The organism is Methylobacterium sp. 1A (assembly GCF_058072805.1).
Map to the genome: position 1 here is coordinate 236,249 of NZ_JBYQVE010000003.1, position 25,380 is coordinate 261,628.

A 25,380-nucleotide genomic window follows, 5' to 3' on the forward strand; every position below is an offset into this window, starting at 1 on the left:
ATGCGTACGGCCCTGGCGCGGTTCGCGCGCAACCGCCTCGCCCTCGCGGGGGCGGCGGTACTCTTCGGGCTGGTCGTCCTCGTGGCGCTCACGCCGCTCCTCTATCCCGGCGATCCGTTCGCGCTCGTCGGCCCGGCCCTCCAGCCGCCAGGCGGACAGTTTCTGCTCGGCACCGACACGCTGGGCCGGGACGTGGCCGCCGAGATCGCGTACGGCGCCCGCACCTCCCTGATCATCGGCCTCAGCGCCACCGGGGCGGCGATCCTGCTCGGGACCCTGATCGGCGGTCTCGCCGGCTACTACCGGGGCGGCGTCGAGATCGCGCTGATGCGGCTCACGGAGTTCTTTCAGACGATCCCCGCCTTCGTGCTGGCGATCCTGATCGTGGCCATCCTGTCGCCGTCGCTGTTCAGCGAGGTCGTGGCCATCGTGGCCGTCTCCTGGCCGGGCATCGCCCGGCTCGTGCGGGGCGAGTTCGTGGCGCTCGGCGGCCGCGAATTCGTGTTGGCCTGCGACGGCCTGGGGGCGGGCGACACGCGGATCATCTTCCGCCACATGCTGCCGAACTGCACCGCGGCGATCATCGCGGTCGGCACACTCCTGATCGGCACCGCGGTCCTGATCGAGGCGGGGCTCGCCTTCCTGAGCTTGAGCGATCCCAACGTGATGAGCTGGGGCCTGATCATCAGCTCGGGCCGCGCGGTCCTCCGGTCGGCATGGTGGATCTGCACCTTCCCCGGGCTGGCGATCCTGCTGACCGTCCTCGCGATCAACCTCGTCGGGGACGGCCTGAACGAGGTCCTGAACCCGAGGCTCCGAGAGCGATGAGCGACGCCGTCCTCGAGATCGAGAAGCTCACGATCACGCTGCCGCCCGGCGCGGATCGGCCCAATGCCGTCGCCGATCTGGATCTCGTCCTGCGGCCCGGCGCGGTCACATGCCTGATCGGCGAGAGCGGATCGGGCAAGTCGATGGTGGCGCGCGCGATCCTCGGGCTGCTCCCGGGACCGCGCGTGCGCGTCGCGGGCGGACGCATCCAGTTCGAGGGCGCGGATCTCGCGGCGATCACCCCGCGTCAGATGCGCAAGGTCCGGGGTGCGCGGATCGCGATGATCTTCCAGGAGCCGATGACGGCCTTGAACCCGCTCCACACGATCGGGCGGCAGATCGACGAGGTCCTGCGCATCCACACCCCGCTCGGGCGCGCCGACCGCCGGGCGCGCATCCTCGCGCTCCTCGCGAGCGTCCACCTCCCGGATCCGGGCCGGCTGCTGCGCTCCTACCCGCACCAGCTCTCGGGCGGCCAGCGCCAGCGGGCGATGATCGCCATGGCGCTGGCGCTGAATCCGCGGCTGCTCATCGCCGACGAGCCGAGCACGGCGCTCGACGTCACCACGCAGGCGCAAATCCTCCACCTGATCCGCGAGCTGCAGCGCGAGCACGGCACGAGCGTCCTGTTCATCACGCACGATTTCGGCGTCGTGGCCGATATCGCCGACACGGTCGCGGTCTTGCAGAAGGGCGTCCTGGTCGAGCAGGGGCCCGCAGCTTCGGTCCTTGGGGCGCCGAAGCACCCCTACACGCGCGCCCTCATCGCCGCCGTGCCGAAGCTCGTGCCGCCGCCGCGGCGTGCCGCCAGCACCGCCCCCCTGGTGGTGGAGGCGAGACAGGTCGAGAAGACCTACGGTGCCCGCGGCCTGTTCGGCGGCCGCATCACCCGAGCCCTCGACGGCGTGGACGTTTTGCTGAGGCGGGGCGAGACCCTGGGCCTCGTCGGCGAGAGTGGCTCGGGCAAGAGCACGCTCGCACGGGCGATCACTCGGTTGATGCCCGTCGATGGCGGCGAGATCCTGCTGGCCGGACACAGCGTCGCCGAACTGACGCGCCGTCAGATGCGCCCGCACCGCCGGCGCGTGCAGATGGTGTTCCAGGATCCCTACGGCTCCCTCGATCCGCGCCAGCGCGTGGTCGACATCGTCGCCGAGGGGCCGATCATCCACGGCACCGAACCCGGGATCGCGCGGGTCCAGGCCTGCGAGATGCTGGCGCTGGTCGGCCTCGATCCCGCGGCGGCGCAGCGCTACCCGCACGAATTCAGCGGCGGCCAGCGCCAGCGGATCGGCATCGCCCGGGCTCTCGCCATGAAGCCCGAGATCCTGGTGGCCGACGAGCCGGTCTCGGCCCTGGACGTCTCCGTGCAGGCGCAGGTCCTGGCGCTGCTCGCCGACATCAAGGCGCGGCTGCACCTCAGCATGCTGTTCGTGACCCACGATCTCCGGGTCGCGCTGCAGGTCTGCGACCGCATCGCCGTGATGCGGTCCGGGCAGGTGGTTGAGGTCGCGCCGACCTCCGAGATCTTCTTCGCGCCGAAGCATCCCTACACGAAGGCGCTATTCGCCGCCGTGCCCGGCGCCCAATGGCAGGAACCGATCCCCGCATGACAGCCGCACAGCCCCTCTCGACGGACCCGTTCCTGCCCGGGCCGCGCGTGCGCGTCGCCGGATCCGCGACGGGGCCGCTCGCCGGCCTCACCTTCGCCGTCAAGGACCTGATCGACGTCGCGGACACTCCCACGGGGGGCGGAAACCCGGACTGGCCGCGCATCTACCCGACGCCGGCCCGCCATGCCGGCGTGGTGCAGACGCTGCTCGATGCGGGCGCCTCGGTCGTCGGCAAGACGGTCACCGACGAAGTCTCACTGGGAATTCTCGGCGAGAACGCCCACGACGGCACGCCGCTCAATCCCGCAGCGCCCGATCGGGTGCCCGGCGGCTCGTCCAGCGGCTCGGCCTCCGCGGTGGCCGCGGGCACCTGCGACTTCGCCCTTGGCACGGATACCGGCGGGTCCGTGCGCGTGCCGGCGAGCTTCTGCGGCCTCTACGGCATCCGGCCGACGCACGGCCGCATCGACTTTTCCGGGATCTGCGTCCAGGCGCCGAGCTCGGATACCTGCGGCTGGTTCGCCCGGGATGCGGCGACCTTCGCGCGGGTCGGCGAGGTCCTGTTTGGCCAAGCCATGCCGGACCGCCCGCCCCACACGCTGCTCGTGGCCGCAGACGCGCTCGGCTTCGCCGATGCCGCCGTGCAGGAGGCGCTGGCTCCGCAGATCGACCGCTTGGCCGCCCTGATCGGCAACCGGCGCGACGTGACCATGGCGCCGCAGGGCTTGTCCGTCTGGCAGCGGGCGCAGCGCGTCCTCCAGAGCAGCGAGGCGTGGCAGACCTTCGAACCCTGGCTCGATGCCTGCAATCCACGAATGGCCTTCTCGGTCGCCCGATCGCTGATCCAGGGCTCGATAATGATGGACGCCGAGCGCAGCGCCGCGGGCCTGATGCGGATCGAGGCTCGGGCACGTCTCGCCCAGCTTCTGCTGCCCGGCACCATCCTGTGCCTCCCGACCACCCCGTTCCCGGCACCCCTGCGCGGGCTGCCGCTCGGCGCGCTGCATCCCCTGCGCGAGCGCATCGCCTGCCTGACGAGCCACGGCGGCCTCACCGGCGTCCCGCAGGTCAATCTGCCGGGCGCACAAGTCGACGGCGCTCCGATCGGCCTGTCGATCCTCGGTGCGCGAGGAGCCGACCTCGACCTGATCCGCATCGCGGTCGCCCTGGAGGCCTGAATGGATGTGACTGTGAACCGCCCCGAGGTCGTGGCCGAGATTACCGCCCTGTTCGAGCGCTACGAGCGGGCGCTCGTCGAGAAGGACGTCGCCGTGCTCGACGCGACCTTCTGGGACAGTCCTCATACGATCCGCTACGCCCTCCATGAGAACTGCTACGGCTTTGCCGAAGTCCACGCCGCACGCGTTGCAGCCGATCCGCCGCCGGGCGGGGCCAAGGAGACGCGAATCCGGCTAGAGATTCTCACGCTTGGGAACGACTTCGCAACGGTCAATCTGGAATTCAAGCCGCGCGGCAAGGCCGGCATCGGGCGTCAAAGTCAGACTTGGATGCGCCTACCCGACAGCGGTTGGAAGGTGGTGTCAGCTCACGTGTCAATCATGCCGCCTGCGGATTGCATTTAGGCGCATCGGCGGGCTGCTTTCCTGTCAGTTTTTCTCCGAAGTAGCCATTCCGCTCACGGCCAGACGACGTCATGCCGAGTCGATAATGCGTGCAAAACCGGCCGTTCGGCTTCGCGCCCATCCCGGTCGTTCAGCCGTAAATGGGCCGGTCTGAGGAGCGGACATCTGTCGCGCAGGACCCGACACGGTCGCACTGGGCCTGCCGCCTGGCCGCGCGGGCGACCTGCGCGCATCGCGTCCGTCGGAGCGATCCGCCATCTCAGGCCGGCTCTTGCGCGGCCGGTGGCCTCCGGGACGCGTGGCCCGCGGATTGTCCCGAGAAGACTTGTGAGAGCTTGTCCATGTAGATGTAGACCACCGGCGTCGTGAACAGCGTCAGCACCTGCGACACGAGCAGCCCGCCGACGATGGCGTAGCCCAGCGGCTGCCGGAGTTCCGAGCCTGTGCCGGTGCCGAGCATCAGCGGGAGGCCGCCGAACAGCGCGCACAAGGTCGTCATCAGGATCGGCCGGAACCGCAGCAGGCAGGCCTCGTGGGCGGCCTGCTCGGCCGTCAGCCCGCGCGCGCGCTGCCCTTCCAGCGCGACGTCGATCAGCATGATGCCGTTTGTCTGTCGTCAAATGATTTGAGACGGTTTGGGGCGCTCAGGAACGGAGGCTCTGGTCCATCTGGGAGAGGTTAGGCAGCCTGTGCGTGATGGCGCAAGCGGCGATCGGCGAGGGTCTGACGCTTGATCCGTGCGCGCTCGCGCAAGATGTCCTCGCCGCGGCCGAAGTAGACGTCGGCAGGGATGAGGTTGTCGATGCTCTCGTGAGCCCGGAGATGGTTGTAGTGCTCGACGAAGGCGGTCACACGCGCCTCCAGTTCGCCGGGCTGGTAGGCGTGTTCGAGCAGGATGCGGTTCTTGAGCGTCTGGTGCCAGCGCTCGATCTTGCCCTGGGTCTGAGGATGACGAGGCACGCCGCGGATGTGTGTCATCCCGCGGCTGCCGAGCCAGTCGGCCAGATCGGTCGCGACGTAGCTCGACCCGTTGTCGGTCAGCAGCCTCGGGCGATGCACGACCTGCACCTGATCGAGGCCAGCGGCGGTCAGCGCCAAGTCGAGCGTGGCGATGACGTCACTGGCCTGCATCGTCGTGCACAGCTTCCACGCCACGATGTAGCGCGAGAAGTCATCGAGCACCGTCGACAGGTAGTACCAGCCCCAGCCCACCACCTTCAGGTAGGTGAAGTCCGTCTGCCAAAGCTGGTTTGGCGCGGTGGTCTTGTCGCAGAACTCGTCGGCGGCCTTGACGACGATGTAGGCCGGGCTGGTGATCAGGTCATGAGCTTTGAGCAGACGGTAGACGGTCGCCTCGGAGACGAAGTAGCGCCGCTCGTCGGTGAAGCGCACCGCCAGCTCGCGCGGGCTGAGTTCCGGCTCCTCCAGCGCGAGAGCGACGATCTGATCGCGGACCTCGGTCGGCAGACGGTTCCACACCCGGCTGGGCCGCGAGGGGCGGTCGGCCAGAGCTTCTGGGCCGCCGCGGCTGTAGGCGTCGTACCAGCGGTAGAACGTCGAGCGGGTGATGTCGAGCTTGTCCAGGGTGGCGCGCACCGGCAGGTGGGACTGCTCGACCAGCCGGATGATCTCCAGCTTCTCGGAGGCCGGGTACCTCATGCCTCGTCGCCCCCAGCCTCGCTCATGCTTTTTTTGAGCAGGCGGTTCTCCAGGACGAGGTCGGCCACGACCTCCTTCAGCGCGCCTGCCTCACGGCGCAGGTCCTTGACCTCGTCGGTGGTCGCGGCCCGAGCCGTGTCACCGGCCAGCCGCTTCTTGCCGGCTTCCAAGAACTCCTTGGACCAGCCGTAGTACATCGAACTGGCGATGCCCTCGCGCCGGCACAGCTCGGCGATGCTGTCCTCACCACGCAGGCCTTCCAGCACGATGCGGATCTTCTCTTCGGCCGAGAACTGCCGGCGTGTGGCTCGACGGATATCCTTGATCACGGCTTCTGCCGGCCTTCGTGCCGGCCCGGACGTCTGTTTCATCTTCGCTCCTGGGGGCTACGATGAACCAGCCATCCTCCGTTCGTGAAGGCCCTCAATCTGTCTCAGGAGTGCTGACGGCGGACATTGTTGAGCAGGTCGCGCCGTTGCCGGACCTCGGGACGACGAAGTACGCGGAGGGGAGGGCGTCCAACTTTTTGCAAAACCCCCCATTGACCTAACAGCCATCGCGTCCGAACTACATGACTGTCGGTAGGCATATGAGCCTAACAAATACTTCGTGAAGGTTGCGAGGCTGTATGCCCGTTCAGCTGACCATCAAGTCGGAACACACCTTGATCGCGTGTCGGGATTGTCCGCCGTCAGCACTCCTGAGACAGATTGAGGGTCTTCACGACCGTAGGATGGCTGGTTCATCGTAGCCCCCAGGAGCGAAGATGAACCAGACGTCCGGGCCGGCGCGGAAGCCGGCAGAAGCCGTGATCAAGGACATCCGACGCGCCACGCGCCGGCAGTTCTCGGCCAAGGAGAAGATCCGCATCGTGCTGGAAGGGCTGCGCGGTGAGGACAGCATCGCCGAGCTGTGCCGGCGCGAAGGCATCGCCAGCTCGATGTACTATGGCTGGTCCAAGGAGTTCTTGGAGGCCGGCAAGAAGCGGCTGGCCGGCGACACGGCCCGTGCCGCGACCGCCGACGAGGTCCAGGACCTGCGTCGCGAGGCGGGTGCGCTGAAGGAGGTCTTAGCCGATCTCGTCCTGGAAAACCGCCTGCTGAAAAAAGTATGACCGGGGCTGGGGGCGACGAGGCATGAGGTACCCGGCCTCCAAGAAGCTGGAGATCATCCGGCTGGTCGAGCAATCCCATCTGCCGGTGCGCGCCACCCTGGACAAGCTCGGCGTCACCCGGGCGACGTTCTACCGGTGGTACGACGCTGTCCAGCGTGGCGGCCTCGAGGCATTGGCGGATCGCCCGTCCCGACCCAGCCGGGTCTGGAACCGGTTGCCCGCCGAGGTTCGCGATCAGATCGTCGCTCTCGCACTGGAGGAGCCAGAGCTCAGCCCACGCGAGTTGGCGGTGCGCTTCACCGACGAGCGGCGCTACTTCGTCTCGGAGGCGACCGTCTACCGCCTGCTCAAGGCCCAGGATCTGATCACCAGCCCGGCCTACATCGTGATCAAAGCCGCCAACGAGTTCCGGGACAAGACCACCGCACCCAACCACTTCTGGCAGACGGACTCCACCTATCTGAAGGTGATCGGCTGGGGTTGGTACTACCTCTCGACCGTGCTGGATGACTTCTCGCGCTTCATCGTGGCGTGGAAGCTGTGCGCGACGATGCAGGTCGGCGACGTCACCGCCACGCTCGACCTCGCGCTGGCGACGGCCGGGCTCGATCATGTGCAGGTGGCGCATCGGCCGCGGCGGCTCTCCGACAACGGGCCGAGCTACGTCGCGGGTGATCTGGCCGACTGGCTCGGCAGCCGGGGCATGACCCATATCCGCGGCGCGCCCCGCCATCCTCAAACGCAGGGCAAGATCGAGCGCTGGCACCAGACGCTCAAGAACCGCATCCTGTTCGAACACGCCGACCTGCCCGGCGAACTGGAGGCGCGGGTTGCCGCCTTCGTCGAACATTACAACCAAGCTCGGGCTCACGAGAGCCTGGGCAACCTTACTCCCGCCGACGTCTACTTCGGCCGCGGCGAGGCCGTCCTGTAGGAGCGGGCGCGGATCAAGCGCCAGACCCTCATCGATCGCCGCTTGCGCCACCACGCGCAGGCTGCCTAACCTCTCAACCCAGAAGGACCAGAGCCTCCGTTCCTGAGCGCCTCAAGTCGTCTCACATCATCTGACGACGGACAATTGATTGTCATCCTTCAGAAGCCGCCAAGCGTCTATGCGGAGGCCGCCTGCAATAGGTGCGATGTTGTTGATTGATACGTTGCGTTCCGCTCGCTCAACGCCACCGATGTACGTCCGATGGATCCCGGAGGCATCGGCGAGCGCTTCCTGGCTCAAAGATCTGTCAGCCCTTAGGCGACGCATGTTCTTGGCCAGAACGTCGCGTAGCGGGCTCCTGTCGGTGCGTTTCACGCCGCAAAAGGGCCATGATGCAGCTTTTATGGCGACAGCTTTTAAGTAGCATTATTCGCCGATCGGTGCTTCTGAAGCGTTTTCTGAGCGGACTGAAACGACAGCGTTGATGAGCGGTTGGCCGACGAAGGAAAGCGCCGGCTTCGTGATGTCTCCCCGCCTTGAAAGGCGGGGCTACAATGCCCGGACGGGCACGGCGTCGCACATCCGAGACGGGCTATGTTGAGCGCGGCGTTCCGGTCGCGGTCGTGTTCCGCCCCGCACTCGCCGCACGTCCACCGCCTGACGCTGAGACCGGCCAGTCCGGTGGGGCCGCTGAGGCTTCCTCGGGATGAGCAGGTCCGGGTCGTATAGGCTTCATCGACCTCGGCGTAGGCTGCCCCTGCGTGATCGCGTTTGTACCGGAGGAAGCCGCGCAACGTCGCCCATCCGGCATCGAGCACGCTCTTCGCCATCCGGGTCCTCGCCATCGCCGAGGCCGATACGTCGCCGAGCGTGATCTTGCGGGCGCGATCCACCAGCGCCCGGGAGAATTTGTGGAGTCTATCCTTTCGCCGGCTGGCTATCTTGGCGTGGATGGTCCGAACCTGCCGCTTGCGCTTCCTGCGCTGCGCCTCGGCCAGCTTCGGTTCGAGGTCGCGGTAGAACCGGGCCTGTTCGAGTTCCTGGCCGTCCGAGCACTTGGCGACGGACTTGAGCCCGAGGTCGACGCCAATGTCATCGCGCCCGCAGCCCTGCAAGCGCGGCACCTTGATCGGCCCCCACGAGGTGGTCCAAGGTCAAAGTTAGTGCAGGGTCAGGCGTCCTCGCCCGCCAGATGGTGGTCCATCTCGGCGTTGAGCGCCCGCTCGGCCAGGGCCTTCCTCAACTCGTCTAGAGCCTGTCATCGCTTGAACGGACTGGCGTGGCTTGCGTTTTCCTCTCTTCGAGGCAGGAGGGTTGATGCTGAGCGACGCGCAATGGTCTGAGCTGGAACCGCTGGTCGAGGCGTGCCGTCCGAAGGCCAAGACGCCACCGCAGGACCTGCAACGCACGCTCTCGGCCATTCTCTGGCGACATCAGAACGGGACGAAATGGCGGGCCATTCCAGAGGATCTGGGCCCGTGGTGGCGGGCCGCACAGATCTTCATCCGCTGGTCCCGTGCTGGCGTCTGGGAACGGCTCCTCGGCCTCGTGCAGGAGCGTGGGGTTCAACTCGGGATGGTGTTCCTCGACGGCACGAACATACGCGCGCACCAGAAGGCGGCTGGTGCCGCCAAACGTATGGCCCGCCCCGTCCGCAAGTGGCTTGGATCCGCTGGTCTGTGCAGTCTGCATAAACGTATCCGGCCTTCCGGCGAGCCGTTAGCCAAGATGGAGATCCGCGCGTCCTGGGCCTCATAAAGGGGTCGGCGTCGAGCGCCATTTTTGCGGAGAGGCTTGCAGAACACCGGTCGACTGTCAGGCCATCTTCCTCTCACCGCCCGCAGACATCGGAAGGCCGGCGCGTCCGCGTCGGCCGAACTCGGATCAGGCAGTCACGGCCGCCGGCTCGTAGACGCGCCCGTGGCGCAGCAGCGCTCAGACGATGCGCGCCATCTTGGCCGCCAGGGCGACCACCGCCGTATTGACGTGCGACCGCGCCAGCAGCCCGCGCAGCCACTGCCCGAGATGGGTATCGCTCTGGCGCAGCGAGGGCAGCGCGGCGCGGGCACCCTGGACCAGCGTCTTGCGCAGGTACTTGCTGCCGCGCTTGGTGATGCCGACGAGCCGAGGCTTCCCGCCGGTCGTCACCTGCCGCGGTACAAGGCCGAGCCAAGCCGCCAGATCGCGCCCGCGGGCGAAGCTGGCCACGTCGCCGATGGCCGCCACCAGCGCGGTCGCGTTGAGTGCGCCGATGCCCGGGATCGTGGTCAGCCGACGAGCGTCCTCGTTGATGCGGGCCTGCTCGGCGAACTCGGCGTCGAGCGCGGCGATGCGCCGGTCGAGATCCTGCCAGCGTTCGCGCACCTCGGCCATGAGGGTTCGCATGCGCGGTGTGAGCGATGCGCCCGCGTCCGTGTCCAGCAACGCGGCCAGGCAAGCGGTGAGCTTGGCGCGCCCCTGCGCCACGACGTGGCCACGCTCCAGCAGGACGGAGCGGATCTGGTTGGTCAGCGCCGTGCGCTCGCCCACGAGCTGGTCGCGCACCCGGTGCAGGGTCTGCACGTCGAGCTGCGACTCGGACTTGAGTGCCACGAAGCGCATCGTCGGGCGTGTGGCCGCTTCGGCGATGGCCTCGGCGTCGCGGTCGTCGTTCTTCTGCGCCTTGACGTAGGGGCGCACGTACTCCGGCGACATCAATCGGATGGTGTGGCCTTGCTTGGCCAGGGCGCGGCCCATGTGATGGGCGCCACAGCAGGCCTCCATCGCAACGACGCACCCCGGCAGCTTCGCGCCGAAGGCGATCACCCCCTCGCGCTGCATGCGTCGGCGCAGCACGACCCGCCCCGCCGCGTCCAGCCCGACGAGGCTGCAGCTGTTCTTGCCCAGATCGATCCCAAGAACCGCGATCGTCATCGTCCTGCTCCCTTCCTCATCTCGGCTACCCTGCAAGCCTAGCAGCGTAGCCCGGTGAGGGGCGGGCCATCCATAAAGGGGGGATCTGAGGCCGAGCGAGACACTCGTGAAGCTGTTGGCCGCTCGCGTGGCGGCTATGGCACCAAGGCTTGCGTGATCGCTGACGGGCAGGGCCGCGCCATCGCCTTTCGGCTGGCACCGGGGCAGGCGCACGAACTGCCCCATGCGGTTTCGCTGCTCGACCAACTGCCAGCCGTGCCCAAGTGGGTCGTCGGAGACCGCGGCTACACCAGTCACGCCTTCCGCGAGCACATCTGGAACATGGGTGCGCGCCCCGCGATCCCGCCGCAGCGCCACGAGACCCCCGTCGCCTGCCCGGACTGGATCTACAACAACCGCAATCAGGTCGTGCGCCTCTGGGCGAGGCTCAAGGAATGGCGTGCCATCGCAACCCGCTACGAGAAAACCGCCGCCAGCTTCATGGGCGTCCTGTCCCTCGCCGCAGCCCTCGACTGGCTCAAGCGATGACACGCCTTAGCAGGCATCGGCCTCGAAGGCTGTCTTCGGATCGGCTGCGGCCAGGAACTGGTCCAGGATCGCGTCAGGGATGCAGGGTGCTTTACGTCGTGCCATCGGGAATCTCCTTCCGGTCCACTATGGCCGCCCCCACACGAAATTCCTGACAGTCCCTCCTCGACGCGATCGTCAGGGACGGAGCGCCATGGCAAACCGCTTAACCGGCAAGACAGTCGCTCAGTCAGCTTGGCCCAAAATACCGGTCAGGTGAGACGAGTCAATTGATTTGCGATAATGTAATTCGCATAACAAACATTATGGAATGCGGTGACGAATTCCGCATGATCGGCACTTATACTACGATCTGACCCCCGGGGTCATCGCGAATCATCGCGAAGGACGGCTGCAGCCCGCGACCAGGGCAGCGAGACCGGTCCGGGCGCCGGCCAGAGGGATCCGCTGCGTGTCGCCAGAGAGCGTCACGCGAAGGGTCTTGCCGGACAGGATCCGCACCCAGTCTTGCGTCAACGTTGTCGTGGTCTGGAGCACGATCTGGTCGTCGAGTTCCAGCTGTTTCGCCCGCATCGGCAGCGAGAGCGTGCCGCCCTCCGAGGCGAACTCGACCTCGGCCCGGGTGCCGTCCCGAGCGCGGTCTCTGTCGTCGTAGTAGTCGACACTCAGCTGTCCGCCCCGCGTGTCGCAGGTGAGCGCGAGGCTCTGCGCGCCGCTGTCCGGAATCTCGTAGGCAAGATGGACGCGACCGTCCCCTTCCCGCTTCTGCCAGCGCATCTCCTGCGCCATCGCAGGGACTCCAAGACAAGACCCTAGAATTGCCACGGTAAGAAAAGTGATCTCACGGCGCATGGCCTTCGATGTCCTCACGCTTCGTCCATGGAGTTGCTGCATGATGGGTGGATTCTGTTCCGTGCGTGTATCCGGCCGGTGGCGCGTGCTCGATGATGCTGCGTGCCAGGCCGGAAGGCCGTGGAAGCCCCCGGCGCTGTCGAGCGGCCTGTCGTCGCCCGACATGTGACCGTCTTCGTCGACGCCGGGTCGAGCGCCAGCCCTTGTCCGCATGGTCGAAGGCGTGTGCCTCGGGCGATCCGGGGGCCGCCGTCGGTCGCGCGGAGCGCCAGAGCCGTCACGATCGCGTCCGGGAATGCGCCGAACCCGTCCTCATTCCTGTCACACGCGCCCTGCGGCCGTACGGCTGCGCGCCGGCGTTGCCTCACGGTGGCGCTCCCTCTGTCATGCGAACCGCAGCCAGCAGAACAGAGCCACGGTGCCCAAACCTGTCCGATGGCATCGTCGGAGCCGGTGGCCCTGTCCAGAGGACTAGCTCATCGCCGCGCCGTGACGTTCGCTGCAGCGCGGGGTACCATACGAGGGCGCTAGACATGGACAAGCCCCGTGCTCTTCCGGCGCAACACCGGCCGGACCCGGAGCCGACGGCACGGATGCTGCCGGCGCGCTGCGCGAGATGGATGAAGTCTTTGGGAAGCGTCCGGGACGCGTCGGCGGGATCTCGACAACGGTGCAGGACCGGCTCGACCGCCCGCCCCTCGATCCGTGCGAGGCACGGGGAGATACGGGTCACAGCGCCCTCCCCTCTCCGCGGCCATCGGGCGTCTCCGGAGGGCGGCGTGTCCGTCGACCGAACGTTCCGGCGCTGACGAGGATCGTGCATGCCCCGTTTGGCGATCACCGGCACTGAGCAGCGATACAACACGGTCGCGGCCGTCGAAGACGGCGGGCGGTGGCGCATGATCCTGCCTTTTCCGCAGGACTCGATCCGGGCCGCCGCCCTGGTCGGCGCCGCGGGGCTGGTCTGCCTGTCCGATGACGGGGAACTCTGCCTGATCGACTGGCGGGCGGGCCGGGATCGCGTGCGGCGCCGCCTGCCGGGCGAGGGACCCTTCAATCACAAGCTGTTCGTCACCCGCGATGCCGACCGGATCGCGGTCTATCGGAGCCATGGTCCGAAGAACGACGAGCAGTACTTCGACAACATCGTCGTCCTGCGGGCGTCGGATCTCGAGATCCTGCAGCACGGGCGCGGACTCGTCTGGCATGCCGATGGCCCTGTCGGGTCCCTGTCGCCCGAGGAGGCTTATCCGCCGCGCCCGGACGGGCCGACCATCCTGACCATTCACGGCGACCTGTTCGAGGATCCCGGAGGGCGACTGGCCTTCATCGGCTTCCGGTGCGGGCCGGGCGGGTCGGCCTACGGGCTGTGTCGGCTCGAACGGGCCGGCGCGACGCTGCGCTACGACCCGCTGCCGGACGCGGTGAAGCCCTACTGGTTCAGCCCCAGCGGCCGCTACGCCGTCACGCCGCACTCCGATCCCGCGCGCGGGGCCCCACCGGAGGCAGCGGCCGATACGGGGGACGCCGGCCCTCCCCGCCTCAGACAGGCCGTCGAACTCTGGACGACCGGGCCCGTCGCCCGCGCGGCGACGCTCGTCGCGCGGCCCGGCTCCGAGCCTCCGCGCGCGATCACGGAGGTGGCCTGGGAGCCCGACGAGCGGGCGTTCTGGATCAAGTCGGGGTATTTCTGGGATCGGACCACGGACTTCCAGCGCATCGGCCTGGACGGCACGCGCTCGCCCGTCTTCTCCTTCGCGCGCTACGACGGCGCGAAGGCCGTCTCCGCCTTCGCCGACGTGGCGGATGCGGAGCGGGTCGAGATCCGCTTCTTCAGCGACTCCGTCTACATCCCGCGCGCTCGGTGCGCCGACGCGGCGCCCGCCCGGACGATCACCCCGGAGGAGGACGGCTATCGGCCCCGGCCGTCGGCAGGCCCGAGCGCGTCGGCGGTCCGGCGCTTCCTGGCGCGCTCGCAGCCGGTGGTCACCGTCGCGGCGTTCTCGGCCGCCGCCATCGCCGAAGCCCTGGACGCGCTCACCGGCCGGATCCGAGCGGATCTGGGGGGCCTCCTGCGGGGCGACGTGCTCGCGTTGACCTTCGAGGTCGGCGGGCGGGCGATGACGGAATCGGCCTTCTTCGCGCGCATCGCCCGCGAGCGCGTTGCCGTGGTCCCGGCGCTGCGCGCACTCCTCACGACTTATCTCGCGGTCCAGCCGGGGGTGGTGGAGGCCAGGAAGCTGTATCGCCAGCTCTGGGGGCCCGAGGACGATCAGGGTGCGCTGGCACCGGCCATGCAGGCGCTGCTCCACCTCGATCCGACGGCCCACGACGTCTTCCGCGACTACCTCGCCCAGCGCGACGGGGAGCACGAGGTCTACTCCACCGACGTGATGATGAGGACCTACATCGCCGAGGCGGGCTGGCGCGACCGGGCCATGATCCGGTTCGGCGTCTATTTCGCGCTGATCCGGTACAGGGATGGCCTGATCACCCTGAGTGGCGGATTCCTGGAGGAGTACGGCGTCCTCGATGCCGCCGAGGGCCTGCTGGAGCCCGCCGACTTCGCCGCGCTCATCCTCGAGGAACTCGACGGGTTCGCGGCGCGCCCCGATCTCGACTGTCGCCTCGGGAGGGACGACCTCTACCGCGAGCTCCGCGCGAGCCTCGCGACCACCGCTTACGGGCGGACGGTCCTGACGGCGCTCGCGGCCCGATCCGCCGCGTCGTCCCGCCTCGCGTGAACGACCCGCGCGCATCGCGCGGCGGTCCAGCACCCGCGGGGCTGCCGGCCGAACCGACCTGTCCCCACTGACGTCCGGGCCGACAATCGATACGGTGGCGGGCGATGTACAAGCTCCCGCCCGGCAGCCTCTACCGGCTCCGCACCCTCGCGCAGACCGGCGCCCGCTTCTATCAGGTCAGCGGCTACATGCGGCGCATGGAGGTCCTGGGACTGGTTCTCGCGACGGGTCGGACGGATCCGGACACGAAGACCGTCGAGTACCGCATCACTGAAGCCGGCCGAGCCGAACTCGAGGAGCGTCACGGTCCGGCCTGGCCCGGCTCGGCCGAGGACGAGGCCTGACGCGCGGCGACGGCGCGACCCGAGCGCGATGGCCGGTGTCGCAGCCGCCGCGCGGCGCGAGCGGTTCAGGGAGAGGCCGCCGGCAACGGGGCCGTGACCGGGGCCGTGCCGGCGGATCGTCGACGGCTATCGGCTGCTGCCACCGCTGCCGCCCTGCGGCGACGGGCGCTCCGGCTGGTTGGCGTTGCCCGCGGCTGAGGAGCTGTTGGAACGCGTGTCGGCGGCTTGCCCGGTCGGCGACCCCGTCACCGCGCCCGGCGCGCCGGTCGCGCCCGATTGAGGCGTGACGACGCCCGAGGAGGTCGGCGGCGCGCCCGGCGCGGTGGCCGGCGCCTGCGCGTAGGCCGTCCCGGCGAGGACGGCCGCGAGCGGCGCAGCGGCCGAGAGAGTACGCAAGAGAGTACGGTGTTTCATCGGGACCTCAATCATGGATTGAAGTCTTCAACGCCGGATGCGGGAAGAAGGTTCAGGGCGGACGAGAGCCGCCTTCGCGGATCTCGGTCCTGAAACGGCCCCGTCCGGCGATGAGCCGGACGGGGGGTCGCGGGTCGCCCCCGAATCAGGCGGCTCGGACGGTGGCCATGAAGCGCCCCACCTCGGCAGCGAGATGCTCGGATTGGCGCGACAGCTCGGAAGCCGCTCCCAGAACCTGGCTCGCCGCGGCGCCCGTCTCCTCGGCCGCGCCGGCCACGCCGGCGATGTTGCTGGTCACTTCGCCGGTGCCCATCGCGGCCTGGCTGACGTTCCGGACGATCTCCTGCGTCGCCGCGCCCTGCTGCTCCACGGCCGCGGCGATCGAGGTGGCCACGTGGCTGATCTCCTGGATCCGCACGGTGATCGACCCGATGGCCGATACGGCCTGACCGGTGGAGGCCTGAACCCGGGCGATCTGCCCGGTGATCTCCTCGGTGGCCTTGGCGGTCTGCTCGGCCAGAGCCTTCACCTCCGTTGCCACGACCGCGAAGCCGCGGCCGGCGGCACCCGCGCGGGCCGCCTCGATGGTGGCATTCAGGGCGAGCAGGTTGGTCTGTCCCGCGATGGTCGAGATCATGCCGACGACGTCGCCGATGCGCGCGACCGACGCGCTCAGTTCCTGCACCAGCGCGCCGGTCTGGTCGGCCTCGTTGACCGCCACCCGCGCCATGTCGGCCGAGCCGTCGACCTGCCGGCCGATCTCCTGAACCGAGGAGCCGAGTTCCTCGGCGGCGGCGGCGACCGTGTTGACGTTGCTGGCGGCCTCCTCGGCCGCGGCCGCCACGGTGGTCGACCGGCCAGCCGTCTCGGTGGCCGTCGCCGTCATCGTCTGCGCCGTGGCCTGGAGCTCGGTGGCCGAGGACGAGACCATGCCGATGATCCCGCCGACCGCGCGCTCGAAACCGTCGGCGAGCTCGACCATCGTCCGCTTGCGTTCGACGGCCGCCGCCGCGTCGGCAATGCGCCGGATTTCGGCCTGCTCGGCGGCCTTCTGGGCCACCATGGCCTTGATGCCCTCGACCGCCTTGCCGACGGCACCGATCTCGTCGCCGCGGGCGGCCTCCTTGATCTCTGCGTCGACCTCGCCCCTGGCCATCCGCTGCAGCACGCCGACGAGGCTGGCCAGCGGCCGGTTGATCCCGAACAGCACGATCCCGCCGAGAATCCCGAATGCGACGAGAAGGCCCGACGCGGCGATGACCGTGAGCGTCAGCTTGATCTGCTCGGCGACGGCGACGGCGTGGTCCCTGGAGGCTCTGAGCTCCCTGGCGTTCGTCTCGGTCCGCATCTGGACGCCTTCCAGCACTTTGGCCCGCGCGGGGCGGCCCTCGTCGACCGAGATCGTCCGGGCCCCTTCGGCATCGTTCTTCATGCCCAGGGCGATGGCGCGGTCGGCCGCCGCGAAATACGCGCCCATATCGACCTTGATGGCTTCGTTCGCCGAATGCCGAGCCGGGGTGTCCGCGAGGGCGATGAGGCGGTCGATCGCCTCGTAGGCGAGCGTCCGCTCGCGCTGGAAGTGCTGACGCTCGGCAGCCATCGTGGCCGGATCGGTCTGTATGATGATGTTCTTCTCGGAGATCGTCGCGTTGCTCATGGCCAGCGCCATCTGCAGCGCTGTGACGGCGCGAACGGCGGCCACGTCGACGATCTGCTGGGTGTTCTTCTCGAGCTCGTCGATCGCCGACCGCGCGAAGAAGACGATGCCGACGGCGGTCGCGAGCAGTAGGGCGGCCGGTATCGCGATCTTGGTGCCCAATCGCAAATTGCGAAACCGACCCATGACATCCCCTCCAGTGTTCAGGATCGCAGAGAGCTCCGCAGCTTGCTCAATGCGGAAGGCGTTGAGCCAAGATGCGGGTGCGAAACTAAATGCAGGTTAATGATCGCGGTCTTCTTTCCCGGGATATCCAATAGTGATTTGAGGTTGCGCGCTCGGCGTCAGAGCGTGATCAATAAAAACCGCGATCGTCCGGGATTAAAGTTCCGCGGCGTGCTTCACAACCACTGGATGAACTACCGTGGAGCGCGTGACCGCACGCACGGACACCTCCCGCGGCGGTGTTCCAACGTCGCGACCCGGGCGCAGCGACGCTGCCGGAGGGTGACCATCCGGACGAACCGGAGAAGCACTGCCGGCGGGCCGGGCGGCTGGCTCGGACCGTTGGCGGACCGTCTGCCCGGATGCGGAGGCGAGGGGGCGCCACCCCCGACCCGATCACACGGTTCCGCTGGACGCTCCGACTCGCCGCGGCGGGTGATGCCGGGCCGCAGAGCCGCGCGATCGCGCGCCGTTCCCGACCTGTCGCGGAGCGGGAACGTCCCGTCCGCGCGTGGACCGTTCGCGAGGCACGCAGCCCACCCTCCTCCACGTAGCGGGGAGGCTAAAGCCGCGCCGCATCGGCCAGCGTCTGATAACCCTTTCTTATCAGACGTAGCGTCACGCTCAGGCGCGACCGAGGGAGAGAGCCATGACGCTGCCCGCCACGCTTGCCGCCCGCGCCCGCGCCTTCGCCGACGAGGCGCTCTCGGAGAATTCCCGTCGGGCCTACCGCGCCGACTGGCAGCACTACGCGCGCTGGTGCAGCGGCCACGATCTCGCGCCCCTCCCCGCGGGTCCAGAGCAGGTGGCGAGCTACCTCACCTCCATGGCCGAGACCCACAAGCGCGCGACGATCGAGCGTCGGCTCGTCACGATCGGTCAGGCGCACAAGCTCCAGGGGTTGCCGTGGATCCCGGCCCATCCGGCCGTCCGGGCGGCGCTGCGCGGGATGTTCCGGCGCTACGGCAGGCCGAAGAAGCAGGCCGCCGCGCTCGGCGTGCCCGAAACGCTCCGGATCGTCGCCGCCTGCGAAGGGACGGTGGCCGCGCTCCGGGACCGCGCCCTGTTCCTGTTGAGCTTCGCCGGCGCGTTCCGGCGCTCCGAGGTCGCGCGGATCCGCCGCGAAGATCTCGCGTTCCGGGACGGCGCCGTCGATGTCTTCCTGCCGCATTCGAAAGGTGATCAGGACGGCGAGGGCACGGTCGTGACCGTCCTGGCGGGCGGGAGCCCCGCGACCTGTCCGGTTGCCGCGCTCCGGCGCTGGCTGCAGGCGGCGCCGGCCGACGGCTACGTCTTCCGGGCCGTCCGGGCGGACGGCACCGTGATGGACGACGGGCTGCATCCGGACTCGGTGGGCCGCATCGTTCAGAAGCGCGCGGCGGAAGCCGGCCTCGTCGCCGGACCGCGCGAGCGCATCTCCGCCCACGGGTTCCGCGCGGGCTTCATCACCGAGGCGTACAGGCGCGGATCGCGCGACGAGGAGATCATGGCGCATTCCCGCCACCGGGATCTCAAGACGATGCGGGGCTACGTCCGCCGGGCCAAGCTCGCCGACGCGCATCCGGGCCGCAACCTCGGCCTCTAGCGCCGGGGCGGCGCGTCAGACCGTCGGGAGGCCCGCGATCGCCGCGGCGGCCGTCGACCGTTTCACGGCAGGGAATGGTGAATTGCGACGACTCGCTGTTCCGGAGCGCGCCGCGTCCCTGCATCATGGTCGCGCCGTCGGGTTCGCGCGTCCGGGCCGCGGCCCGGTCAGGCCGATCGCCGTCCCGCACGACGGTCGCGCCGTCCGACCCGGCGGTGACGATCCCGACGCATGCCGTCCCGCCAGGATGAGGCGCGCCATGACGCGACACACGCACGGAGACGAGATGACGGGGCGCGGACCGGCCCGCGCGACGCGGCGGCGTGTGCTCGCCGGCGGCGTGCTGGCGACGGGCGCGGCGGCGTCGGGCACCGTGCGGGCGGAGGTCCACCCCGCGCGGGCCGGAGAGGTCCGCCACGGCACGGTCCGGGCCGACGGCGTGGACGTCTTCTACCGGGAGGCCGGTCGCCCCGACGCCCCGGTCATCCTGCTGCTGCACGGCTTCGCCAACTCGTCCTTCTACTTCCGGCACCTCATGCCGAGGCTGGCCGATCGCTTCCGCCTGATCGCGCCGGACCTGCCCGCCTTCGGGTTCACGCACGTCCCGGAGGATCGCGCCTACGTCTACGACTTCGCGTCGCTGTCGCGCACGACGGAGGCGTTCGTCGGCGCGCTCGGCCTCGACCGCTACATCCTCTACACGTTCGATTACGGGGCGCCGGTCGGATGGGATCTGGCGCTCGCCCATCCCGACCGCGTCGCCGGCATCGTGTCCCAGAACGGCAACGCCTATCTCGACGGGCTCGGCGACGCGGCCTGGGCGCCGCTGCGGGCCTACTGGGCCGCGCCGAACGCGGCCGCCGTCGCGGCGATCCGCGCCCGCATGACCCTCGACGGCGTCAGGGCCGCCTACGTCCAGGGTGTGCCCGACCCGTCCCGCATCGAGCCCGAGGCCTACACGCTCGACGCGGCCATCCTGGCGCGGCCGGGCAATGCCGACCGGCAGGTCACGCTCAAGCTCGACTACAAGCGCAATCTCGAGCGTTACCCGCTGATCCAGGCCTTCTTCCGCGCGCGCCGCCCGAAGCTCCTCGCCGTCTGGGGGCGCAACGACGCGTTCTTCATCCCGCCCGGCGCCGAGGCGTTCCGGCGCGACATCCCGGAGGCGCGCGTCACCTTCCTCGACACCGGGCACTTCGCCCTGGAGACGGACGGCGACGCGATCGCGGAGGAGATTCGGCGCTTCTTCTGACCCTCTCCACCGGGCATGGCGCGGACCGGATCGGACCGCCGCATCCGACACTATCCCCGGCCTGATCGTGACCCTACGGTCGCGGACCTGGATCACGGAGATCGGGCGGGTCGCGCCCGTCGCAAGGGAGATCGCGGTGCCGCAACCCCAGTCCGCCTCGTCGGCCATGCTGTTCCACATGGTCTCCGGAGGGCCGCAGCCGGTCGCCCCCTTCAGCCACGCGGTCGAGGTCGACGGCTTCGTCTTCGTCACGGGTCAGATGCCCGACACGCCGGACAGGCCCGGCGTCCTGCCCGACGGGATCGAGGCGCAGACCCGCAACGTGATGGCCAATCTCGCGACGGTCCTGGCCGGCCTCGGCCTCGGCCTCGAGAACGTCGTCGTCGCGCGCGCGTTCCTGACCGAGTTCAAGCGCGACTACGCCGCCTTCAACGCCACCTACAGATCCTTCTTCCCGCCCGACCGGCTGCCGGCCCGCACCTGCGTGGGCACGACCGGGCTCGCCTACGACGCCCTGGTCGAGATCGACCTGATCGCCCACCGCGGCGGCGCGACGTCGCCGTCGTCGGACGTGCGATCGGGCTGAGCCGCGTCCTCCGCGCCCGGGCCGATCGGACGCGTCCGCGCTCAGCCTCGCAGCTGGCCGCCGCCGCGCACGACCAGGCCCAGGCCGACACACGCCGCGGTCAGGCCGAACACGACGACGTAGAGATGGTCGACCTGCAGTCCGGCAGCCGGGTAGTAGGCCGACCTCATCCATTCCGCCAGCTGCAGGGCCGGATTGAACTTGGCCCAGTAGTACAGCCGTTCCGGCAAGTAGCTCGGCAGGAAGAGGACGCCGCTGGACACGTAGAGGATGATGCTGAACAGGGCGTAGCCGATCAGCCATCCGGGGAAGAAGCCGATGATTGCGACGTTGATCGTGCCGATCCCGATCCCGAGCGCGATCGCGGCGAGATAGCCGCCCACCGCCGTCAGCGGGTCCGCCGGGACCGGGTTCGTGCCGAGCGCGACCAGGACACCGCTCACGACCAGCAGGGCCAGGAAGCCGGTGACGATCTCGACGAGCACGCGGGAGAACACCAGGTCGAACAGCCTGACCTGCGGGTAGTAGGTCAGCGGCCGGTTGACGATCACGGACTTCATGACTTCACGCGAGATGTACTGGAAGACGAGCACGGGCACGGCGCCCGTCGCGAAGAACAGGGCCCTGTCGTCGCCGAGCGGCGCGGGCAGCTTCTGAACCGTGTAGATCGTGATCAGCACGAAGACGTGCACGCACGGCCAGAGAACGACGACCCCGTAGCCCCACATCGACGCGCCGAAGCGGGTGCGCATGTCGCGCAGCATCAGCGCGTGCAGGACGTGGAGGTAGGCCTCGACCGCGTTCCTCCGCGGCTTCACGCTCGTTCGCGCGCCCATGGAGCATGGCCTCTGCTGTCCGACGGCGGTCGGGAGGGGACGACGATGCGGATGTCCGGAGGGGCCGGGGCGATGATCGAGGTCGGATCCGCCCGGCCGCACCGGCGCCTAGGCGGCGCGCGCCCGCGACGCGTCCCGCAGGCGCGTCGCCGTCAGCCAGGCCGCGGAGACGAGGAAGTAGAAGGCGCCGAACGCCGCGTAGGGCGCGACATCCACGATCCCGGGGACCGCGGCGCCGGCCGCCTGCCGGATGAAGAGGCCGCCGGCGAGCGCCGATTGCGCGCCGCTCAGGACCATGGCCCACTGGGCGCCGGCCCGCCAGCGGCGCGCGCCGGTGAGAAGCTGGAGCAGTCCCGAAAGGATGGCCCAGGCGCCGAACACCGCGAGCACCGCGTTCGGGCCCCGTCCGAGGGCGACCGCGACCGCGAGCGCGGTCGCGGCGCTGATCGCCGCGTTGAGGGCCTGGCTGGGACTGCCCGCGAGGCCGCCGTTGCGCCGGGCGTCGGCCAGGTTGGCGAACGCGTCCCAGGCGGGATAGGCGACCAGGAGCGTCGCGGCGACCGCCGGCATGCCTCGCCCGAGGCCGAGCGCGGCGGCCACCCAGGCGGCGGCGACGCCGGCACGCACGAAGTAGTAGGCGGTGAGCCAGGGCAAGGCAGGACCGCGATCGCGCTGCGGGTCGGTTCTCATCGTCGGCTCCTTCGTGTACTGAGCGCGGCTCGACGGACCGGATCTATTCGTGAACAAGGTAGATGGACACGATAGATGCCGATTTATAGCTTCGTAGATCCGGACGCGCCGAGCGAATACGCGCTTCGATGGGCCCACGTTTAGGATCGGGAGCCGGGGCCAGCCATGTCGGAAACGCTGGAAAACTTGACCGATCTTCCGGAGGGCGGGCCGCGCAGCGCCGCCTCCGGCGACCTGCTGTCCCACGTGCTCGCGCAGATCCGCCTCACCGGGGACCGCGTCGAGTCCCGGCCGGTCGCGCCGGGCGAGCGCCTGGATCTGGATGCCGGCGCAGGCCACGTCCTCGTGGTGATCGCGGGCGCCCTCATCCTCGAAGGCGACGGCGAGTCCCTCGCGGTCGGCGCCGGCGACCTGCTGTTCCTGCCTCGCGGCCTCGGAACCGGGCGGTTGGTCGCCGCCGAGGGCGCGGACGTCGTCGCCTGCCGGTTCTGGTTCGATCCCTACACGCTCCGCAGCATGATCGCGCTCCTGCCGAAGCAGATCTGCATCCGGCGCGAGGAGGGCGCCGGATGGCTCGACGGCCTCGTGCACTTCCTGCTGGTCGAGACGACCGACGCCGAACCCGGCGCGGCCCTGATGATCTCGCGCATCATCGACCTCGCGGTCATACGCACGCTGCGGACCTGGGTTCATCTCGGCCGGACGTCGGGGTGGCTGGCCGGCCTGGCCGATCCCCGCATCGCCCGCGCCCTCAAGGTCATGCACGAGAGGCCGCTGCAGCGCTGGAGCGTGGAGGCCCTGTCGGACGTCGCCGGCATGTCGCGGTCGAGCTTCTGCGAGCGGTTCAACGCGCTCGTCGGTCGCTCACCCCTGCGCTACCAGAACGAGTGGCGCCTGAACCTCGCGCGGGACATGCTCGCCGCGGGCGACGCCCGCGTCGGCGAGATCGGCCTGCGCGTCGGATACGAGTCGGAGGCGGCGTTCAGCCGGGCCTACAAGGCGCTGTTCGGCCACTCGCCCCGGGAGGCGACCGGTCGCGCCGCCGGGGCGCGGCCGGAAAGCTGAGTTCCGGCGCTCCGGCAGGCTCCGCCCGGGCCGATGCCGGCCGATCCCGTGTCAGCTCCCGCGATAGGTGGAGTAGCTCCACGGCGTGATGAGCAGCGGGACGTGATACTTGGCGTCCGGGTCCGAGACGCAGAAGCGCACCGGCACGCGGTCGAGGAACGGCCGCTCGGCGCCGGCACCCGTCCCGGCGAAATAGGCGCCGACGGCGAAGACGAGCTCGTAGGTCCCGGGCGTCAGGGCGTCGCCCGCGAGCAGGGGGGCGTCGGTCCGTCCGTCGCCGTTGGTCGTGGCCGACGCGACGGTCTCCCCGGTGCCGTCCCCGCTGCCGTCCCCGACCAGACGCCGGAGCTCGACGGTGACCCCGGCCGCCGGCTTGCCGGCGGCCGTGTCGAGGACGTGTGTCGAAAGATGGCCCATCGGCGTCCTCCCGGACGGAAAGGCCCGCGCCCGCGGCCCGAGGCGGGCGAAGGTCTGTCGGGCCGAAGGAGACGGTGGAGACGAGCACGGGGCGGGGGGCTCGGACAACCCGAAAAGCGTCCGGCATTTCCCGAATGATTTTGAAGGTCCTTGGCGCCGCGGCGGGTCGCTGCCGGCCGCGGTTCGGGGCAAACCCGGGGTCGCGGCTCGGGCCGAACCACGAGCCGACATCGAGGCCGAACCCGGCCCCACGACAGATCGCGGAGGATCCGTCCCATGTATCCGATCCTGCACGAATGGGGCGGGTTCCTCATTCGATGGACCCACGTCGTCGCCGCGATCGCCTGGATCGGCGCGTCGTTCTACTTCATGCATCTCGACGCCAGCTTGCGCGCCATTCCGGCAATCCCGACCGGCAAGGGCGGCGAGGCCTGGGAGGTGCACGGCGGCGGCTTCTACCAGGTGCGCAAGTATCTCGTCGCGCCCGACCGGATGCCGGAGCACCTGATCTGGCACAAATGGCAATCCTACGCGACCTGGCTGTCGGGCTTCTCGCTGCTGTGCTGGGTCTATTACGGTCAGGCCGACCTCTACCTGATCGATCCGGCGGTCCGCGTGATCACGCCGATGACCGGGGCGGCCATCGGCCTCGGCGCCCTCGCCCTCGGCTGGCTGATCTATGACGGGCTCAACCGCTCGCCCCTGGCCAACCGGCCGCCGCTGCTCGCGGCCGCCGTGTTCCTCACGGTCGTCGCCTTCGCGTACGGCTTCCAGCAGGTCTTCTCCGGCCGGGCCGCGATGCTGCACACGGGCGCGGTGATCGCGACCTGGATGACCGGCAACGTGTTCTTCGTCATCATGCCCAACCAGCGCAAGGCGATCGCCGAGCTGGTCGCGGGCCGGGTCCCGAACCCCGCCTGGGGCAAGCAGGCGAAGAACCGCTCGTCCCACAACAACTACCTGACGCTGCCGGTACTGTTCTTCATGCTGTCCGGCCACTACCCGATGGCGTGGTCCTCGCCCTACAGCTGGACCATCGTCGGCCTCGTGGTGATCGCGGGCGGCGTCGTCCGCCACTACTTCAACGTGCGCAACGCCGGTGGGGGCGACCGCTGGTGGACCTGGGGCGTCGCGACGGCCTGTGTGGCGGTGGCGGTCGCGATCAGCGTCGCCTCGTCGCCGGGCGCCCGCGAGCAAATCGGCCTGTCGACCGCCGCCGAGGCGGCCCCGGCTCCGGCCCCGGCGATCAGCCTCGCGGCGGCCGGGGCGGGCGCGCTCGAGGGCCCCGCGGTCGACGACGCCGTGATGGCCGTGGTCGGGACGCGCTGCGCCATGTGCCACGCCGCCGAGCCCCTGTGGCCGGGCCTGACGAGCCCGCCCAAGGGCGTGCTCCTCGACAGCCCCGAGCACGTCGCGCGCTTCGCGCCGGCCATCCGCCTGCAGGCCGTCCTGACGCACGCGATGCCGCCGAACAACATCACCGACATGCAGCCCGAGGAGCGCGCGGCGCTCGCCCGCTGGCTCGCCGCGCGATAACCGTC

At 69.5% G+C, this 25,380-nt stretch carries 21 protein-coding genes and 4 pseudogenes; 14 read left to right on the forward strand and 11 right to left on the reverse strand.

The features are described 5' to 3' along the window. The 4 genes from ACX9MN_RS32680 to hpxZ are packed head-to-tail and all read left to right on the forward strand — an operon-like array spanning position 1 to position 4,024. Complete coding sequence (locus ACX9MN_RS32680) at positions 1-828, forward strand: ABC transporter permease (RefSeq protein ID WP_091683468.1); 828 nt, start codon at positions 1-3, stop codon at positions 826-828. Continuing rightward, the gene (locus ACX9MN_RS32685; protein WP_489726465.1) at positions 825-2,441 is read left to right on the forward strand and encodes an ABC transporter ATP-binding protein; all 1,617 of its coding nucleotides are present in this window, start codon (positions 825-827) and stop codon (positions 2,439-2,441) included. Before ACX9MN_RS32680 ends, ACX9MN_RS32685 begins: the two co-directional genes overlap by 4 nt. Next, the gene (locus ACX9MN_RS32690) at positions 2,438-3,619 is read left to right on the forward strand and encodes an amidase (protein WP_489726466.1); all 1,182 of its coding nucleotides are present in this window, start codon (positions 2,438-2,440) and stop codon (positions 3,617-3,619) included. Before ACX9MN_RS32685 ends, ACX9MN_RS32690 begins: the two co-directional genes overlap by 4 nt. Continuing rightward, a complete protein-coding gene (hpxZ, locus tag ACX9MN_RS32695) occupies positions 3,620-4,024 on the forward strand; it encodes an oxalurate catabolism protein HpxZ (protein ID WP_489726467.1) in 405 nt (134 codons plus the stop codon). Between the two features lie 259 nt (positions 4,025-4,283). Here the strand turns inward: hpxZ and ACX9MN_RS32700 are convergent. Together ACX9MN_RS32700 and ACX9MN_RS32705 are read right to left on the reverse strand one after the other, a co-directional pair. After that, positions 4,284-4,631 (reverse strand): annotated as a pseudogene (locus tag ACX9MN_RS32700) (efflux RND transporter permease subunit); the annotation flags it as partial. A gap of 71 nt (positions 4,632-4,702) precedes the next feature. After that, positions 4,703-6,054, reverse strand: a protein-coding gene (locus tag ACX9MN_RS32705; protein WP_489726468.1) for an IS3 family transposase whose coding sequence is annotated in 2 segments (ribosomal slippage) — positions 4,703-5,716 and positions 5,719-6,054 — 1,350 coding nt in all. Because the reading frame shifts where the segments join, the coding sequence is not laid out codon by codon here. A 395-nt stretch (positions 6,055-6,449) separates the two neighbouring features. Between ACX9MN_RS32705 and ACX9MN_RS32710 the strand changes: the two are divergent. After that, positions 6,450-7,800, forward strand: a pseudogene (locus ACX9MN_RS32710) (IS3 family transposase). 57 nt (positions 7,801-7,857) lie between these two features. Here ACX9MN_RS32710 and ACX9MN_RS32715 read toward each other — a convergent pair. Continuing rightward, positions 7,858-8,058: a helix-turn-helix domain-containing protein gene (locus ACX9MN_RS32715; RefSeq protein WP_489726651.1), complete on the reverse strand. Its 201-nt coding sequence runs from the start codon at positions 8,056-8,058 to the stop codon at positions 7,858-7,860. Positions 8,059-8,147: 89 nt separating this feature from the next. Further along, positions 8,148-8,855, reverse strand: a complete 708-nt coding sequence (locus ACX9MN_RS32720) for an RNA-guided endonuclease InsQ/TnpB family protein (RefSeq protein ID WP_489726469.1) — start codon at positions 8,853-8,855, stop codon at positions 8,148-8,150. A 193-nt stretch (positions 8,856-9,048) separates the two neighbouring features. Between ACX9MN_RS32720 and ACX9MN_RS32725 the strand changes: the two are divergent. Then, positions 9,049-9,408 (forward strand): annotated as a pseudogene (locus ACX9MN_RS32725) (transposase); the annotation flags it as partial. A gap of 258 nt (positions 9,409-9,666) precedes the next feature. Here ACX9MN_RS32725 and ACX9MN_RS32730 read toward each other — a convergent pair. Continuing rightward, positions 9,667-10,644: an IS110 family RNA-guided transposase gene (locus tag ACX9MN_RS32730; protein WP_489726470.1), complete on the reverse strand. Its 978-nt coding sequence runs from the start codon at positions 10,642-10,644 to the stop codon at positions 9,667-9,669. A gap of 63 nt (positions 10,645-10,707) precedes the next feature. On the opposite strand from ACX9MN_RS32730, the pseudogene ACX9MN_RS32735 reads away from it, so the two are divergent. Next, a pseudogene (locus ACX9MN_RS32735) lies at positions 10,708-11,172 on the forward strand (IS5 family transposase); the annotation flags it as partial. Positions 11,173-11,547: 375 nt separating this feature from the next. Here ACX9MN_RS32735 and ACX9MN_RS32740 read toward each other — a convergent pair. Then, positions 11,548-11,961, reverse strand: coding sequence for a hypothetical protein (locus tag ACX9MN_RS32740; RefSeq protein ID WP_091978554.1), 414 nt, complete (start codon positions 11,959-11,961; stop codon positions 11,548-11,550). Between the two features lie 884 nt (positions 11,962-12,845). Between ACX9MN_RS32740 and ACX9MN_RS32745 the strand changes: the two genes are divergently transcribed. Continuing rightward, complete coding sequence (locus ACX9MN_RS32745; protein WP_489726471.1) at positions 12,846-14,768, forward strand: hypothetical protein; 1,923 nt, start codon at positions 12,846-12,848, stop codon at positions 14,766-14,768. A 104-nt stretch (positions 14,769-14,872) separates the two neighbouring features. Continuing rightward, a complete protein-coding gene (locus ACX9MN_RS32750; protein WP_042674370.1) occupies positions 14,873-15,112 on the forward strand; it encodes a hypothetical protein in 240 nt (79 codons plus the stop codon). A gap of 126 nt (positions 15,113-15,238) precedes the next feature. Here the strand turns inward: ACX9MN_RS32750 and ACX9MN_RS32755 are convergent, their stop codons facing one another. Continuing rightward, a complete protein-coding gene (locus tag ACX9MN_RS32755) occupies positions 15,239-15,541 on the reverse strand; it encodes a hypothetical protein (protein ID WP_234083300.1) in 303 nt (100 codons plus the stop codon). 130 nt (positions 15,542-15,671) lie between these two features. Next, positions 15,672-17,369 (reverse strand): methyl-accepting chemotaxis protein, encoded by a 1,698-nt coding sequence (locus tag ACX9MN_RS32760; RefSeq protein WP_489726472.1) that lies wholly within the window; start codon positions 17,367-17,369, stop codon positions 15,672-15,674. 688 nt (positions 17,370-18,057) lie between these two features. Here ACX9MN_RS32760 and ACX9MN_RS32765 point away from each other — a divergent pair. The 3 genes from ACX9MN_RS32765 to ACX9MN_RS32775 all read left to right on the forward strand — a co-directional run bounded on the left by ACX9MN_RS32765 (position 18,058) and on the right by ACX9MN_RS32775 (position 20,831). Next, a complete protein-coding gene (locus tag ACX9MN_RS32765) occupies positions 18,058-18,993 on the forward strand; it encodes a site-specific integrase (RefSeq protein ID WP_447682300.1) in 936 nt (311 codons plus the stop codon). A 259-nt stretch (positions 18,994-19,252) separates the two neighbouring features. Beyond that, positions 19,253-20,245, forward strand: coding sequence for an alpha/beta fold hydrolase (locus tag ACX9MN_RS32770; RefSeq protein WP_489726473.1), 993 nt, complete (start codon positions 19,253-19,255; stop codon positions 20,243-20,245). Between the two features lie 166 nt (positions 20,246-20,411). Further along, positions 20,412-20,831, forward strand: a complete 420-nt coding sequence (locus ACX9MN_RS32775; protein WP_489726652.1) for a RidA family protein — start codon at positions 20,412-20,414, stop codon at positions 20,829-20,831. A gap of 41 nt (positions 20,832-20,872) precedes the next feature. Here ACX9MN_RS32775 and ACX9MN_RS32780 read toward each other — a convergent pair whose 3' ends face one another. Next, complete coding sequence (locus ACX9MN_RS32780; protein ID WP_489726474.1) at positions 20,873-21,667, reverse strand: ABC transporter permease; 795 nt, start codon at positions 21,665-21,667, stop codon at positions 20,873-20,875. Positions 21,668-21,775: 108 nt separating this feature from the next. Next, on the reverse strand, positions 21,776-22,357 hold the full coding sequence (locus ACX9MN_RS32785; RefSeq protein WP_489726475.1) for a DUF308 domain-containing protein: 582 nt from the start codon (positions 22,355-22,357) through the stop codon (positions 21,776-21,778). Positions 22,358-22,522: 165 nt separating this feature from the next. Between ACX9MN_RS32785 and ACX9MN_RS32790 the strand changes: the two genes are divergently transcribed. Beyond that, positions 22,523-23,422, forward strand: coding sequence for a helix-turn-helix transcriptional regulator (locus ACX9MN_RS32790; RefSeq protein ID WP_056530262.1), 900 nt, complete (start codon positions 22,523-22,525; stop codon positions 23,420-23,422). A 51-nt stretch (positions 23,423-23,473) separates the two neighbouring features. Here the strand turns inward: ACX9MN_RS32790 and uraH are convergent, their stop codons facing one another. After that, positions 23,474-23,839: a hydroxyisourate hydrolase gene (gene uraH / locus ACX9MN_RS32795; protein WP_489726476.1), complete on the reverse strand. Its 366-nt coding sequence runs from the start codon at positions 23,837-23,839 to the stop codon at positions 23,474-23,476. 276 nt (positions 23,840-24,115) lie between these two features. Here uraH and ACX9MN_RS32800 point away from each other — a divergent pair, with 276 nt between their 5' ends. Next, positions 24,116-25,375, forward strand: a complete 1,260-nt coding sequence (locus ACX9MN_RS32800) for a urate hydroxylase PuuD (protein WP_020094529.1) — start codon at positions 24,116-24,118, stop codon at positions 25,373-25,375. The last annotated feature ends 5 nt before the right edge of the window (positions 25,376-25,380 follow it).